At 59.4% G+C, this 13,632-nt stretch carries 12 protein-coding genes; 3 read left to right on the top strand and 9 right to left on the bottom strand.

Annotated features, from left to right (window positions below):
• Positions 1–152 precede the first annotated feature (152 nt).
• Positions 153–833, top strand: a complete 681-nt coding sequence (locus tag D3880_RS17295; protein WP_119894661.1) for a TetR/AcrR family transcriptional regulator — start codon at positions 153–155, stop codon at positions 831–833.
• A 185-nt stretch (positions 834–1,018) separates the two neighbouring features.
• On the opposite strand, the gene D3880_RS17290 is transcribed toward D3880_RS17295, so the two are convergent.
• From D3880_RS17290 to cysD, 9 genes are all read right to left on the bottom strand, one after another.
• Positions 1,019–1,474 (bottom strand): nuclear transport factor 2 family protein, encoded by a 456-nt coding sequence (locus D3880_RS17290; RefSeq protein ID WP_119894660.1) that lies wholly within the window; start codon positions 1,472–1,474, stop codon positions 1,019–1,021.
• Positions 1,475–1,557: 83 nt separating this feature from the next.
• Entirely contained in the window at positions 1,558–2,349 is a 792-nt protein-coding gene (locus tag D3880_RS17285; protein ID WP_119894659.1) for an SDR family oxidoreductase, read from the bottom strand.
• A gap of 40 nt (positions 2,350–2,389) precedes the next feature.
• A complete protein-coding gene (locus tag D3880_RS17280; RefSeq protein ID WP_119894658.1) occupies positions 2,390–2,857 on the bottom strand; it encodes an SRPBCC domain-containing protein in 468 nt (155 codons plus the stop codon).
• Between the two features lie 14 nt (positions 2,858–2,871).
• Positions 2,872–3,327: a nuclear transport factor 2 family protein gene (locus tag D3880_RS17275; protein WP_119894657.1), complete on the bottom strand. Its 456-nt coding sequence runs from the start codon at positions 3,325–3,327 to the stop codon at positions 2,872–2,874.
• Between the two features lie 18 nt (positions 3,328–3,345).
• Positions 3,346–4,062, bottom strand: a complete 717-nt coding sequence (locus tag D3880_RS17270; protein WP_119894656.1) for an EthD domain-containing protein — start codon at positions 4,060–4,062, stop codon at positions 3,346–3,348.
• An 18-nt stretch (positions 4,063–4,080) separates the two neighbouring features.
• Positions 4,081–5,268 (bottom strand): sulfotransferase family protein, encoded by a 1,188-nt coding sequence (locus D3880_RS17265; protein WP_119894655.1) that lies wholly within the window; start codon positions 5,266–5,268, stop codon positions 4,081–4,083.
• Complete coding sequence (locus D3880_RS17260; protein ID WP_119894654.1) at positions 5,265–6,374, bottom strand: DUF1214 domain-containing protein; 1,110 nt, start codon at positions 6,372–6,374, stop codon at positions 5,265–5,267. Before D3880_RS17260 ends, D3880_RS17265 begins: the two co-directional genes overlap by 4 nt.
• Positions 6,375–6,545: 171 nt before the next feature.
• On the bottom strand, positions 6,546–8,459 hold the full coding sequence (gene cysN / locus D3880_RS17255) for a sulfate adenylyltransferase subunit CysN (RefSeq protein WP_119894653.1): 1,914 nt from the start codon (positions 8,457–8,459) through the stop codon (positions 6,546–6,548).
• Complete coding sequence (gene cysD / locus D3880_RS22955; RefSeq protein ID WP_238474462.1) at positions 8,459–9,358, bottom strand: sulfate adenylyltransferase subunit CysD; 900 nt, start codon at positions 9,356–9,358, stop codon at positions 8,459–8,461. Before cysD ends, cysN begins: the two co-directional genes overlap by 1 nt.
• A 1,137-nt stretch (positions 9,359–10,495) precedes the next feature.
• Here cysD and cysQ point away from each other — a divergent pair.
• A complete protein-coding gene (gene cysQ, locus D3880_RS17245; protein WP_119894651.1) occupies positions 10,496–11,260 on the top strand; it encodes a 3'(2'),5'-bisphosphate nucleotidase CysQ in 765 nt (254 codons plus the stop codon).
• 692 nt (positions 11,261–11,952) lie between these two features.
• Positions 11,953–13,428, top strand: a complete 1,476-nt coding sequence (locus D3880_RS17240; RefSeq protein ID WP_119894650.1) for an ATP-binding protein — start codon at positions 11,953–11,955, stop codon at positions 13,426–13,428.
• Positions 13,429–13,632 lie beyond the last annotated feature (204 nt).

Genomic DNA, 13,632 nt, shown 5'->3' with positions numbered 1-13,632 from the left:
TGAGGTTGTCTGATCGACGGAAACGATCATACTGACGTCGCAAGTGCCGAGATATTCGCATTTCAATGCCGCTCAATATCTTCATAAATAATTGATTTATATAATAAAAATAGAATTGTTGGCGCGCCGCCAATAACGACACTCGGATTCCCATGAACAAGAAAGGCAGTGAACCCACAATGGGCTCTTGGCCAACCTCGGAGCAGCTTCCCGCGTTACGCAAACGCCCGATGCAATCACGCTCTCGTGCACTGGTCGACGCCGTGGAACAAGCGTGCCTGCGGATACTGGATGAAGCAGGCGAGGAGGCGCTGACCGTCGCCCGCATTGCGGAGGTATCCGGGGTTGCGGTCGGCTCGATCTATCAATATTTCCCCAACAAGGACGCCATCGTTTCCTTGCTGTATGAGCGTGTTCTCGACGAGGAATCCGAACAGCTACTGAGGGTGCGCGAAAGGCTGGTTGGCGTGCCGTTGAAACCGGCGCTGCGGGACATTCTGGCCAACATCATTCGTGTCGAAACACGGCTGTTCAAATTGAACAAGGCCTTTCACTTGCGTTACCACTCCGCCCTTCACCTGGGGATGTGGCGCGGCCCTTACCGCACGGCAGGTGAATTCATCGAAGCGACCTGGCTGCCGCTCCTGCGCATGTACGAGCATGAGATCACCACGCAACACCCCGCCTTGGCGGCGTATTTGCTCGGGCAGGGATTACGCAGCGTGATCCGCTCGGTACTGGAAGACATTCCGACGCAGCTGGAATCCTCGGCCTTGCTCGACAGCCTGGTCGCCATGGCTGTCGGTTGCCTGCGTCCGCCGGCGTCCGACTGACAGGCGATCACGCTGGCAGACGTTCCAGTACTTCCAGTTGTTCTTCGACGCCGCCGGCAACCGCTGCGGCGAGGTGCGCAATGCGCTCAACGAGCTGGTCAAGGTCTACCGCTAGGCCCTGGCCAGAGCGCAAAAAAAAACCGCGTGATGCGGGCCTTTTGCGCTGCACCGGCGGCAACGGCCGGTCAGTCGATCGGCCGGGAGGTGATCCGCCACTGCGCGTCCAGCGGTCCGATCATCTCCAGCAGCCGCTTGTAGCCGGTCCGAAGGATGCGCCACTCGCCCTGCAGTTTGACGTAGTGATCCTCGTAGATGGCGCTGCCGTTGAGCAGGGTCTGCTCGTCGAGGTTGATGAACAGGTCGTTGAGGTACCAGAGGCCAGTGGCTTCATCGCCGTTGACGGTGATTTCCGGGGTGTGGCCGTTGTGCATGCCGAAACGGCGGTTGGTGAAGCTGCTGCGGTAGAACTCGATGGCCTGATCCAGTCCGTTGAGCTCGAACTGGTAGGTCGGGCTGTCGAAGCTGATCTTCACGTCGGGTGCGAGGATGCTACGCAGCAGTTCGAGGTTGCAGGTATCGATGCCGCGGAAATAACGGGCCTTGAGCTGTTTGATCTGCTCGATGGCAACTAGATCCAACATGGTCGACGTCTCCAGATGCGGGCGTAGCGGGGCCAGGTTGGCGCGGCCGCGGGCAAGGGCGACGTCCCTGTCGCCTTAAGTGCTTAGTAGGGCAGGAAGTGGCCGCCGTTGACGTCCAGTTGCGCGCCGGTAACGACCTTGGCGAAGTCGCTGGCCAGGTACAGGGCGGCCATGGCGCAGTCGCTGTCTTCGGGGATCTTGCGCAGGGCAATCTGCTGGGCGACCTGGTCGACCAGCGACTCCATCGGCACGCCCAGGCGCTTGGCTTCGCTCTTGAAGTAGCCAGCCACCGGTGCACCCCACATCCAGCCCATGAAGGTGGAGTTGACGCGGATGCCGAACGGGCCGAGATCCTGGGCCAGGTACTGCACGGCGGTTTTCAACGCGCCCTTGGAGACGGCATAGCCGGATTCCAGTTGGTTGGGGACGCGGGTGGCCATGGTGTTGATCATCACGATGCTGCCCGACTTCTGCTTCTTCATCTGCGGCAGTACGGCGTGGGTCATCTGCATGGTGCCGAACAGGTTGACGTCCATGGCCTTGCGCCAGTCGTCCATTGACGACTCGCCGGAGCTGCCCCAAGCGCCATGGGCATAGGCGGAGTTGATCAGGGCGTCGATCTGGCCGAAGTGCTCGACGGTGAGTTCGGCGAGCTTCTGGCACTGCTCGACCTGGGCAATGTCGGTGGGAACCTTCAGCACCGGAGTGCTGTAGCCGGCGTCGCGGATGGCCTGTTCGGCCTGGTCCAGCTTGGCCGGGGTGCGAGTGGCCAACACCACGGCCTTGGCCTGGTATTCGGCGGCGCGTACGGCCAACTTGATGCCCAGGCCAGGACCGATACCGGAAATGATGACAACTTTATCTTTCAGCAACATGGCAATTACCTTCTTGTTCTTGTGATGGCGAATGGGCCGCTCAGGCGCGGCTGGCGTGCAGTTCTTCGGCGCGCCGTTTCAGATCCAGGGCGACCTGGTCGAAGCCTTTTTTCACCCAGGCACCGTGTTCACTCATGATGGTGTCCTGGTTCAGGCCCAGGAAAATGTCGGTGGTGAAGTAGCTGCAGCGATTGGCATCGATGGCCTTGATGTACTGATCGCGGCGAGCGGCGTCCATGTTTTCCGGGACGGGGCGCTGCTCCCAGGACAACAGCTGCTCGGGATCGCAGGCCACCAGGTATTCGAAGACTGGAACGGTTTCGCCGGTATCGGGGGTAAGTACCTGCATATGTACCTCGTCGCCGAGCTGCATGCCGCAGCGGATGCTGGGGCAGAAGCTGTTCCACTGCGCATAGTTGTCCAGATCGGTGAGCACTTCCCAGACCAGGCTGGCGGGTGCGTTGATTTCAACCTTGATCGACGTAACGATGTTTTCAGCCTTGGCCATGACTCGCTCCTGTTTCAGTTGATGGGCTTGGAGGTGATCTGCAGCTGTGCGCTCAACGGCTGGATGGTCTCCAGCAGGGTTTCGTAGCCCGTCTCGGCGATCATCCAGCGGCCCTCGCGCTTGACGTAGCGATCCTGGTAGATCGCGCTGCCGTGCATGTGGGTGTTTTCCTCGAGGTTGATGAACACGTAGCTCAGGTACCAAAGGGCCTTGGCTTGGTCGCCATCGACTTCGATTTCCGGGGTGTGACCGTTGTGGGTGGCCAGGCGGGTCTTGGTGAACGAGGTGCGGTAGAAGTCCAGCGCATCGCCCAGGCCGTTGACGTGGAACTGGTAGGCAGGGCTCTTGAACGACAGGGCGATGTCTTCGGTGAGCATGCCCTGCAGCAGCTCAATGTTGCAGGTGTCGATGGCGCGGAAATAGCGCGCCTTGAGCTGCTTGATCAGCTCGATTGCTTCTAGATCCAACATGGGAAGCCTCCTGTGCTCTTAGACACTGAGCTGGTATTCGCTGGTGAGGATGCAGTCGATCTGCTTGAAGTCGATAAAGTGGCTGGTCGATTCGTACATGGCCTGCCGCCGCTGCGCGCATTTGTCCGGATCGCCCAGGGCGTCGAAGAAGCCTTGCTGATTGCCAATCGCCTCGGGCGGGAAGAGTTCTTCGACGATGGCGTGCAACTCCGGCGCCCCGGAGGTGAGCGCGCGTACCACGGTGTTCTGGCGGTAGCCGAAGATCGACTGCAGCGGGTAGGCCTGAGGCCCGTGTTCATTGCGCCAGGCGTCGTACCACTGCTCGTAGCTCATCCGATCCGGCTTGCGCAGCAGCACCACCTGATTCATGCCGGGGGTGCGCTGGCCAAGCGGCACCCGGTATTTGGCTGCGCGCGCCTCGCGCTCCTCGGGGTAGGGCTCGGATTCCGAAACCAGATACGCATCCAGGCGGCTGGTCAAAGGTGTCAGAAGCTTCTGGATGGAGGGCAGTTGCAAGGCACTGTCCAGCCACAGCGAGAGCATCCCGTCCAGGGGGACGGCGCTATTGGTGATGCGCTGCTCGGCCGCGGCGGCCACCGCCTCATCGACCACCATTACGCGGATGTTTTGTGCACCGACGGCCGTCAGCTCGTCGTGCAGGCCGAGCAAGGCTTGGCGCCATTGCTCGGCGCTGTGTTGTGGTTGTTTCCACAAGCTCAACATGAGTTTTTCCATGATTCCTCCAGCCTGCGTTTAGTGATTGGCGCTCAGATGACGGGCGCGATATTCCATGTAGTCCTGGGTCATCTGTGCTTCGTTCAGACCGAAGCGCTCCAGGCTGTAGTCGTGGCTGGCGCGTTTTTCCCGGCTGTTTTGCGATAGCCAGACCTGTGCGTCGGCGCGGGCCTTGTCGGTGAACGGCAGATTGGCGAAGGCGTAAACCGTTTCCAGCACCTCCATCGGCTTGGCCACGGTGTCGGCGAAGTTGATGTCGAGGAAGCGCTCGGCAGCGTGCTGGTCGCGGACCTGCATGGTGTGCCGGATGCCTCGCGCCATGCGGCTGTTCCACTGGGTGCCGGCGGCTTTCGGGTCCGGGTTGTCGCTGTACATCTGCCACAGGGTGTGGGCCATGCTGGCCATCGAGGGGATGGTCTGGGCAGGTTCGCGGTGGGTCAAAATGACCTGCGCCTTGGGGAAAACATCCAGCAACAGGTGCAAGGTGTGCAGGTGCTGGGGGGCTTTCAGCAGCCAGCGTTGGCCAGCAGGCTCGCCACGCTGGTTCTTCTGCCACTGCAGGAACTGCAGCATTCTTTTCAACTGGGTGTAGACCGGGCGCTGATCTTGCTGATCCAGCCAGCGGGTATAGCTGGGCACGTTGGCGTAGGCATCCATGGCGCACAGGAAGGAGTGTTCCATGAGCATGAACTCTTCGTCGCAGAGCACGGCATCCAGCGGGTGGATGGCGAGGATCTGCGGGATGGCCTCGGCCATCAGCTCGACCTCGGCCTTGGCCTGGGCGATGCGCTTGGCCGGCACGGCCAGGGTTTCGTCTTCCAGCGGTGCCGGATAGCGGGTCTCCCACCAGGCGGCCGAGTAGAACCGTGGGTCAACGGCCAGGGTGCGCTGCAACATGGTGGTGCCGGTGCGTGGCAGACCGACGATGACTAGCGGATCGTCGAGCTCTATCTGGGTGATTTCCGGATAGCGGCTCAGGTAATCCTCCATCACCAGGCGGTTGACCAGTTGCCCGACCAGCCTTTCCTGCATCAGATACAGGCCGGTCTGCGACAGCTCGGCTTCGCCAGCCAGGGCATCGAGTAGCGCCTGCAGAGCCTGGCGATAGTTGTCATCGCCAAAATTGCTCAGGCCCTTGGCGCGCTCGATGGCGGTAGCCAGCAGGTTGTCGACGGTCAAATCTTGAATTCGGGTGTGCGCGTTCATAGGGCCTCCGCGACTGCAGATACTTTTACGACCTGGGTGGTGGGGTGGCATTGCTCCTGGGCACCGACCCAGCGCAGGCACAGGGTGCCCTGGCGTACGCCGGCGGTTTGCAGCCAGTTGGCCACGCCCGGATCACGCTCGCTGAGTACCAGGGTCACGCCGCCCTTGTCGTCGTACTGGGCCTGGTGCTTGTTGAAGCAGATGCGGTGGTAGCGGTAGTCCAGCGACTCCATCCAGTAGTTGTTGATCTGCAGGTTCCAGAAGTCGCAGTCCGGCACCTTGTCGATGTGGATGACCAGCGCCTCGTCCTCGGCCAGCGCCCAGTGCGAGTGGTAGTAGAAGATGTTCGGGTCGCCGCCCACGGCCTGGCACACGGCCTGGTCGGCCGGCGGCAGCTGGTTGCTGTGGGGCTGATAGCTTTGCGCCCAGTCGGCAAACAGCTTGGCGGTGTTTTCCACGAAGCTGGATACGCGCGCCAGGCCTTGCTGGAAGGTCGCCGGGTCGAGGGCCTTGGGCTTGGAGTCGGTGCCGATGCGCTCGATGCTCAGCTTGGCCGGCACTTCGCTGCGACGGTCAAGAAACGTCTGGCGCACGATCAGGGCGTTGCTGGCGTCTTCCATTTTCAGCCAGTTGCCCGGTTGCGGCTCGCGGCTGAGGATGATTTCGAAGTTGCCCTGGGCATCGACCTGTAACTGGCTGGCATCGATGAAACCGGTTTGGGTCATGGTGCCACCGGTTTCGTAGCCGCCTTTCTGGGTGCCGAAGCTCAGGTAGGCGACGCTGCCGCGCTGACCTGTGATGCGGTATTCCAGGGTGCCGTCCAGGCGCGCGTATTCGTAGAGGTTGTCCGGGTTGTCGGCACCGATCTTCGCGGTCTCGTGGGAGGTCTTGAAGAAGCTCGGGAAGGCCGGATCGGCGAACTCGATGTGCATCTCCAGGCCGATGCGCAGCAGGCGCGTCAGGTAGCGGAAACCTTCGGCACGGGTGGCCGGATCGGCTGGCGTTTCCGGGCGCAGAATCTGCTCGCCACAGCGCTTCAGGTGATCGCAGAACTCGGACCAGGTCTGGCCGCTGAGCAGCTTTTCGTCAATGGAGCTTGTTGTCATTGTTGTGACTCTCCTGAACGAGCGGGCATTCGGGGCCGCCGCAGGGCGGCGGCGCGAATGGCGCGTCGGTCAATGTAAGGGCGAGCGAGAAAAGTTTTCCTCATCCAGACGGACTAGCCGCGCGGCTTGCCCCGCAAGGGCGTGACGCCATTGCGGGGCAGAGCGCGTCTGTCAGTAATCCGGGCTGATGATTTCGCGCTCAATCAGCGTGGCGATGATCCGCTCCACCGCCTGCTCCGGCGTCATCCGCGTGGTCTGGATGTGGATGTCGGGGGCGGCCGGGGCCTCGTAAGGCGAGTCGATGCCGGTGAAGTTTTTCAACTCACCACGGCGAACCTTCTTGTACAGCCCCTTCGGATCGCGCTCTTCGGCCACGGCCAGCGGCGTGTCAATGAAGATCTCGAGGAACTCATTCTCACCCAGCAGCTTGCGGGCCATTTCACGCTCGGACTGGAAGGGCGAGATGAAGGCGGTGATGGCGATCAGGCCGGCGTCGACGAACAGCTTGCCGACCTCGGCCACCCGGCGGATGTTCTCCACGCGGTCGGCGTCGGTGAAGCCCAGGTCGCGGTTCAGGCCGTGGCGCACGTTGTCGCCGTCGAGCAGATAGGTATGCCGGCCGCGGGCGTACAGGCGGGTTTCCAGCAGGTTGGCGATGGCCGACTTGCCGGCCCCGGACAGGCCGGTGAACCACAGCAGCGCCGGCTTCTGACCCATCTGCTCGGCGCGCGCCTTCTTGCTCACGTCGACGTGCTGCATATGGATGTTCTGCGAGCGGCGCAGGGAGAACTCGATCAGGCCCGCACCAACGGTGGCGTTGGTCAGGCGGTCGATGAGGATGAAACTGCCGGTTTCGCGGTTGTCCTTGTAGGGGTCGAAGGCGATCGGCTGGCTGCTGGAGAGGTTGCACACGCCGATTTCGTTCAGCGCCAGTTCCTTGGTCGCCAGGTGCTCCATGGTGTTGACGTTGATCTTGTACTTGGGCGCCGCCAGGGTCACCGGCAGGGTCTTGCCACCGATCTTCATCAGGTAGGGGCGACCGCCGAGCATGGGCTGCTCGTGCATCCAGATCAGGCTGACCTGGAACTGGTCGGCCACGCTGGCCGGGTCTTCTGCGGTGGCCAGCACGTCGCCGCGACTGCAATCGACTTCGTCGGTCAGGGTCAGGGTGATGGACTGTCCGGCCACGGCCTGCTGCAGGTCACCGTCGAGGGTGACGATGCGGGCGATATGGCTCTCTTGCCCGGCCGGCAACACCCGTACGCGGTCACCGGGGCGGACCACGCCGCTGGCGATGGTGCCGGTGAAACCCCGGAAATCCAGGTTGGGACGGTTGACCCACTGCACCGGCATGCGGAACGACAGCTTCTGCTGGTGCGCTTCGTCGATCTCGACGGTTTCCAGGTAGCCCATCAGCGTGGTGCCGCGGTACCAGGGCATGTGCGCGCTCTGCTCGGTGATGTTTTCACCGCGTAGCGCCGACATGGGGATGGCGGTGACATCTTGCAGATTGATCTGCTTGGCGAAGGCGCGGTAGTCGTCAACGATGTCGTTGAAGACCTTCTCCGAGTAGTCCATCAAGTCCATCTTGTTGACGGCCAGCACCACCTTGCGAATGCCGATCAGCGAGGCCAGGAAGCTGTGACGCCTGGATTGGGTCAGCACGCCACGGCGGGCATCGATCATCACCACCGCCACGTCCGCGGTGGAGGCGCCGGTGACCATGTTGCGGGTGTACTGCTCGTGGCCGGGGGTGTCGGCGACGATGAACTTGCGCTGATCGGTGGAGAAGAAACGGTAGGCCACGTCGATGGTGATGCCTTGCTCGCGCTCGGCGGCCAGGCCGTCCACCAGCAGGGCGAAGTCCAGCTCGCCGCCCTGGGTGCCGACTTTCTTGGAGTCGGCTTCCAGTGCTTCCATCTGGTCTTCGAAGAGCATTTTCGAGTCGTACAGCAGGCGTCCGATCAGGGTGCTCTTGCCGTCGTCCACGCTGCCGCAGGTGATGAAGCGCAGCAGGCTCTTGTGCTCGTGGGCTTTGAGGTATTGCTCGATGTCCTCGGCAATCAGGTCAGATACGTGTGCCATTAGAAGTACCCCTCTTGTTTTTTCTTCTCCATCGATGCCGCCGAGTCGTGGTCGATCATGCGGCCCTGGCGCTCGGAAGTGCGGGTCAGCAGCATTTCCTGAATGATCTTGGGCAGGGTGTCGGCATCGGATTCGACGGCGCCGGTGAGTGGGTAGCAACCCAGGGTGCGGAAGCGCACGTTGCGGATCATCGGCACTTCGCCAGGGTTGAGCGGCATGCGCTCGTCATCGACCATGATCAGCATGCCGTCGCGCTCGACCACCGGGCGCGGCGCGGAGAAGTACAGCGGGACGATCGGGATGTTCTCCAGATGGATGTATTGCCAGATGTCCAGCTCGGTCCAGTTGGACAGGGGGAACACGCGGATCGACTCACCCTTGTGTTTGCGCGTGTTGTACAGGTGCCAGAGTTCCGGGCGCTGATTCTTCGGGTCCCAGCGGTGCTGGTCGGAGCGGAAGGAGAAAATTCGTTCCTTGGCCCGCGATTTCTCCTCGTCACGGCGTGCGCCGCCGAAGGCCGCGTCGAAGCCGTAGTGATCCAACGCCTGTTTCAGACCCTCGGTCTTCATGATCTCGGTGTGGATCTGCGAGCCGTGCTTGAACGGGCTGATGCCCATCTCAAGGCCTTCCGGGTTGGTGTGGGTCAGCAGCTCCAGGCCCAGTTTGGACACCATCTGATCGCGGAAGCGATACATGTCCTGGAACTTCCAGGTGGTGTCGACATGCAGCAAGGGAAAGGGTGGCTTGGCCGGATAGAAGGCCTTCATCGCCAGGTGCAGCATGACTGCGCTGTCCTTGCCGATGGAGTAGAGCATGACCGGGTTGTCGGCTTCGGCGACCACTTCGCGCATCGCCTGGATGCTCTCGGCTTCCAGGCGTTGTAGATGAGTAAGCGTCATAGATTTTTTCTCCGCTCTTTGTTGTTGTCGTTTCTCAACGTACAACCCCTGTCGCTCGGATTTATGCGCGAGTTGATGTTTTAACATCAGGCGCAACATGTGCAGCATGGGGTTGCTGGGAAGGCTGGGGGCGGCATCGGGCGCGCTGTCGAGCGCATCGTCATTGCTGGCGCGGACGGCCTGTTGACGGATGTGCGTCGCCAGCTCGCGGGCACCGCTGAGCATCTCGTTGGCTTCGGGCAGGTGGAACAGCTGCAGGCGCTCCGCGCGTTCCCCGGCCCAGGTGCTGAACGTGGCGGCGCGCTGCCAGTGCATGCCCGAGAGCAGGGCGAACACCTTGCGTTCGGCCGAACGTTGCAGGCGCTCGAAGAACTCTTCCAGGTGGGGGGCGCGCAATCCGCCTTCGTAAGGGAGCCAGAGCACCTTGCCGCGGTTGCTGACCGCGCGTAGCACTCCGTAACTGAGCTTGCCCTGCGCGTTGCGCGCGCCGAAGTCGTCGATCCAGTGGATCTCGCCGTTCTCCGTGCGGGCCTGAGCGAGGATCTGTTGGTAGGTGCCGCGGTACCAGCGCTGCACCGCCGGCGCGGCATTGGCGACGCGCTTGGCCGGGCGCTCGGCATTCAGCTGCCAGCGTTGCAGGTAATGGGCGGCGGTGCGCTCCGGCAGGTCGATATCGTGCAGGCGCTTGACCAGCGCTTGCATGGCCTCCAGCTGCCAGAGCAGGAAGGGCAACTGGTGCCGCTCCGGCGGCGAGCTGACCAGCAACTGGTAAATGTGCTGCTCTTGCTGCGCCGAGAGGCTGCGGCCTTCGCCTTGTTTGCGCCCGCGCTCGCGCACCGGGACGGCATTCCAGCCGCCACTTTGCCAGGCCTTGTAGGCCGCGATGATGGTCGGCGGTGAGAGGCCGGTGTCCTGGGTGATCGCCTTGAGCGTATTGCCGGCGATGCGCAATTGCACGGCGCGCAGGCGTAGCGTGTTGATCTGTGGAATGGATAACTGCTTGCCGTGGGACACAGGAGCTCCTGTTAAACATCCATTTGCTGATTGGCGATGCCGTGGATGTCGGTACTGTTCTCCTATCCGGAAAACGGCGCATAGGCCGTATGGATTACTCGAACAAAAAAACAGGAGAGACCCATGAACGAGCCAATGGCTGTTCTGCTCGAAGACGTCATCGGCATTACTCGCGCAGCGGGCGAGCTGGTGTTGGCGGTGTACCGTTCGGATTTCGAGGTGCGCGGCAAGGAGGATGCGTCCCCGGTGACCGAGGCCGACGAACGTGCCGAGGCCTTGATTCTGCAAGCCTTGGCGGCGCGCACGCCGGAGATCCCGGTGATCTCCGAAGAGGCCGCCGCCGCCGGTCAGGTACCCGAGGTGGGTCAGCGCTTCTGGCTGGTGGACCCGCTGGACGGCACCAAGGAATTCATCAATCGCAATGGCGAGTTCACCGTCAATATCGCCCTGATCGATAACGGCGAACCGGTGCTCGGCGTGGTTCTGGCCCCCGCGCTGGAGCGTCTGTTCGCCGGTGCCCGTGGTTGCGGAGCCTTTATCGAACAGGCCGGGCAGCGCCAGGCCATCCACTGCCGGGCGGTGTCGGAAGAGGGCCTGGACGTGGTCGCCAGCCGCTCCCATGGCGATGCCGAAGCGCTGGATAAATTCCTCGACGGGCGCAAGGTACGCTCGCTGAAAAGCGCCGGCTCATCGCTGAAGATCTGTCTGGTCGCCGCCGGCGAGGCGGATCTCTATCCGCGCCTGGGGCGCACCATGGAGTGGGATATCGCCGCCGGGCATGCGGTGCTGGCCGCGGCCGGTGGACAGATCCGCACCCTGGCCGGCGATGCGCTGCGCTATGGCAAGGACGGTCTGGACAACCCGCATTTCTATGCCAGCGGCTTGTAGGCCCTGAGTGCGCCGGGGCCGGGGCACGAGCCCGGCGTCCTCTGTCGATCAGGCCACCCATGGCCTGACCGACGCTCTCGGTTTTGGCTTCCCTGCATCCATGCAGTCGTCGTGACATTCATGTCGCTCGTGGCGTAATTGCACTGACTCGACCACCCAATTGCATTCCTACTGACCATCCTCTTGCATGAGGTTTAACCAGTGCGCGCCGGAGGGGTGAGCGGCAGAAAGCGGCCAAGAGCGGCCGATCGCAAAGCTGGTGGACAAGTCAACGTTGTCCACCCTACACCGCCCTCGAGCTCGAGTAGGGTGGAAAACCGCGCAGCGTTTTCCACCAATTCCTATCCAGGCTACCTTGCTGCTATGGTTGAGCGCGAAAACACTCCATCTCGCAGGCTGCCAGCATCATTAAGCCCATGGTGGTTCCTGTCGCCAAAGCTTCTACCCGCAAGCCAGTGTCGCATTCAACGCGGCGGCGTAATGTGCTTTATCGCTTTCGTCGCTAGTATCGCTCTTGGCCAATACATCCAGCGTGGAGGTTCCATCTAACAATGCGCTCAACTTTCGCTCACTTCGTTCGCTGGAAAGCAAAAGCCTGCCCGTTAGCCTAATCGTTAGGCCAATGTTAATTGATCCACTTGCCCATCCACTCGGATTAATCGATCCACCTTCAAAAGAACAAACAAACAGAAATGTTGAAACGAGTAAACATCCAATCGCTACTGCAAGCAAAAGACTCATTGAAAGAAGAAGGATTCAAGGGGTTCTTGAGGCACTATGGCATAGGAATCAAAGGCGCGGAAATTGAAGATCTAAGAAGTCTAACCAAGGCCCTGAGCGACATTGGGTGCAGCATAGGAACCTTCGACAGGTTTTATGTGGGTTACAAAATTCCACAGATAGGCAAAGAGTTTGATTTGCTTCGCTTTGGCCGAAAATGCATCATAAACATAGAGCTCAAGAATAGCTGCTCGGAAGAAAAAATTAAGAAACAACTAATACGAAACAAATACTACTTGAGTTTCATTGGGAGGAAAGTTTACGCCTTCACCTTTGTGTCCGAATCCCAAGAGCTGCACTTCCTGCGAGATGATGATCAACTAGAAAAAACCAAATTTGACCATTTATCGGAATTACTCACCAACCAGGATATAGAGGATACGGAGGTTCCGGATGCACTATTCAGCCCATCGGATTATCTAGTTTCACCTTTCAACTCTACGAAAAAATTCTTGGCTGGTGAATATTTTTTAACGCACCAGCAAGAAGATGTGAAGAATCAAATCATTGATTCCCTGAAACCACCCAAAGCAGCGAAATTCATTTCAATCATAGGTAGCGCGGGAACAGGAAAGACCCTATTAACATACGACATCGCAAAGCATCTTATAGAAAGTAAAAGAAAGCCGCTCATCATTCACTGCGGACAACTAAATGACGGTCACGCAGAGTTGATAAAAAATGGCTGGGCGATTACCCCAATAAAAAACTACAGTAACCACGATCTTGCAAATTATGATTTAGTTATCATCGATGAGGCTCAACGAATCTACCCAAGCCAACTAGACACCATCATTGAGAAAGCAAGGCTAGCAAAATGCTGCTGCATCTTCTCACACGACAAACTTCAAACGCTAGCAAACTGGGAAGAAAAGAGAGATGTTAGCGCGAAGATTGGCTCAATTAGCCCAATCACCCGATACAAACTATCGGAGAAGATAAGAACAAACAAAGAAATCGCCGCATTCATAAAAATGCTATTCAACAATAAAAGATCTCTGCCCATATCAAGCAATGGCAATATTGAAATAAATTATTTCAACATCACCGAAGACGCAAAAAGTTACCTCGATGCGCTTGATGATAGCAAATGGGAAATTTTGAGATTCACACCATCACAATACAATAAAGAGCATCATGAGAAATACTCAGAAGCATCCAGCAGAACTTCGCACCAAGTAATCGGACAAGAATTTGACGGCGTAGCGATAACGATTGATAAGTTCTTCTCCTATGCTGGCAATGGCGATTTAATTTATAAAGGTGGGGCGTACTACGATCCGCCAAAGATGCTATTCCAAAACATCACAAGATCCAGAAAGAAATTGAATCTAGTGATCATAGACAATGAAGAATTGCTAAATAGATGCATCGCTATCTTGCAATAACCATTTAGCAGACTTTTACAGATGAGCGGCCAGCACACCAATCGTCTCAGAACCAGAGGCTGATTAAGTGTACGCAACGTGCGGAATCACATACAGAAACAACGCCAAGTCAAAAACCAGGGCGCGGTCACACACGGCAAATGCAGCACCCGGCTCAAAATTCAGCGTCTAACTTATCGGTCAAGCGGACACCAGCCAGGGCCA

Origin of the sequence: Pseudomonas cavernae (genome assembly GCF_003595175.1) — a bacterium.
Taxonomy (GTDB): domain Bacteria; phylum Pseudomonadota; class Gammaproteobacteria; order Pseudomonadales; family Pseudomonadaceae; genus Aquipseudomonas; species Aquipseudomonas cavernae.
The sequence above is the reverse complement of the archived record's forward strand: the minus strand, read 5'-3'. Positions and strand labels throughout refer to the sequence as shown.

Excerpts from the sequence above, each read along its gene's own strand:
- D3880_RS17295 (WP_119894661.1), top strand. The coding sequence starts at position 153 with ATGAACAAGAAAGGCAGTGAACCCACAATGGGCTCTTGGCCAACCTCG.
- D3880_RS17290 (WP_119894660.1), bottom strand. The coding sequence starts at position 1,474 with ATGTTGGATCTAGTTGCCATCGAGCAGATCAAACAGCTCAAGGCCCGT.
- D3880_RS17285 (WP_119894659.1), bottom strand. The coding sequence starts at position 2,349 with ATGTTGCTGAAAGATAAAGTTGTCATCATTTCCGGTATCGGTCCTGGC.
- D3880_RS17280 (WP_119894658.1), bottom strand. The coding sequence starts at position 2,857 with ATGGCCAAGGCTGAAAACATCGTTACGTCGATCAAGGTTGAAATCAAC.
- D3880_RS17275 (WP_119894657.1), bottom strand. The coding sequence starts at position 3,327 with ATGTTGGATCTAGAAGCAATCGAGCTGATCAAGCAGCTCAAGGCGCGC.
- D3880_RS17270 (WP_119894656.1), bottom strand. The coding sequence starts at position 4,062 with ATGGAAAAACTCATGTTGAGCTTGTGGAAACAACCACAACACAGCGCC.
- D3880_RS17265 (WP_119894655.1), bottom strand. The coding sequence starts at position 5,268 with ATGAACGCGCACACCCGAATTCAAGATTTGACCGTCGACAACCTGCTG.
- D3880_RS17260 (WP_119894654.1), bottom strand. The coding sequence starts at position 6,374 with ATGACAACAAGCTCCATTGACGAAAAGCTGCTCAGCGGCCAGACCTGG.
- cysN (WP_119894653.1), bottom strand. The coding sequence starts at position 8,459 with ATGGCACACGTATCTGACCTGATTGCCGAGGACATCGAGCAATACCTC.
- cysD (WP_238474462.1), bottom strand. The coding sequence starts at position 9,358 with ATGACGCTTACTCATCTACAACGCCTGGAAGCCGAGAGCATCCAGGCG.
- cysQ (WP_119894651.1), top strand. The coding sequence starts at position 10,496 with ATGAACGAGCCAATGGCTGTTCTGCTCGAAGACGTCATCGGCATTACT.
- D3880_RS17240 (WP_119894650.1), top strand. The coding sequence starts at position 11,953 with ATGTTGAAACGAGTAAACATCCAATCGCTACTGCAAGCAAAAGACTCA.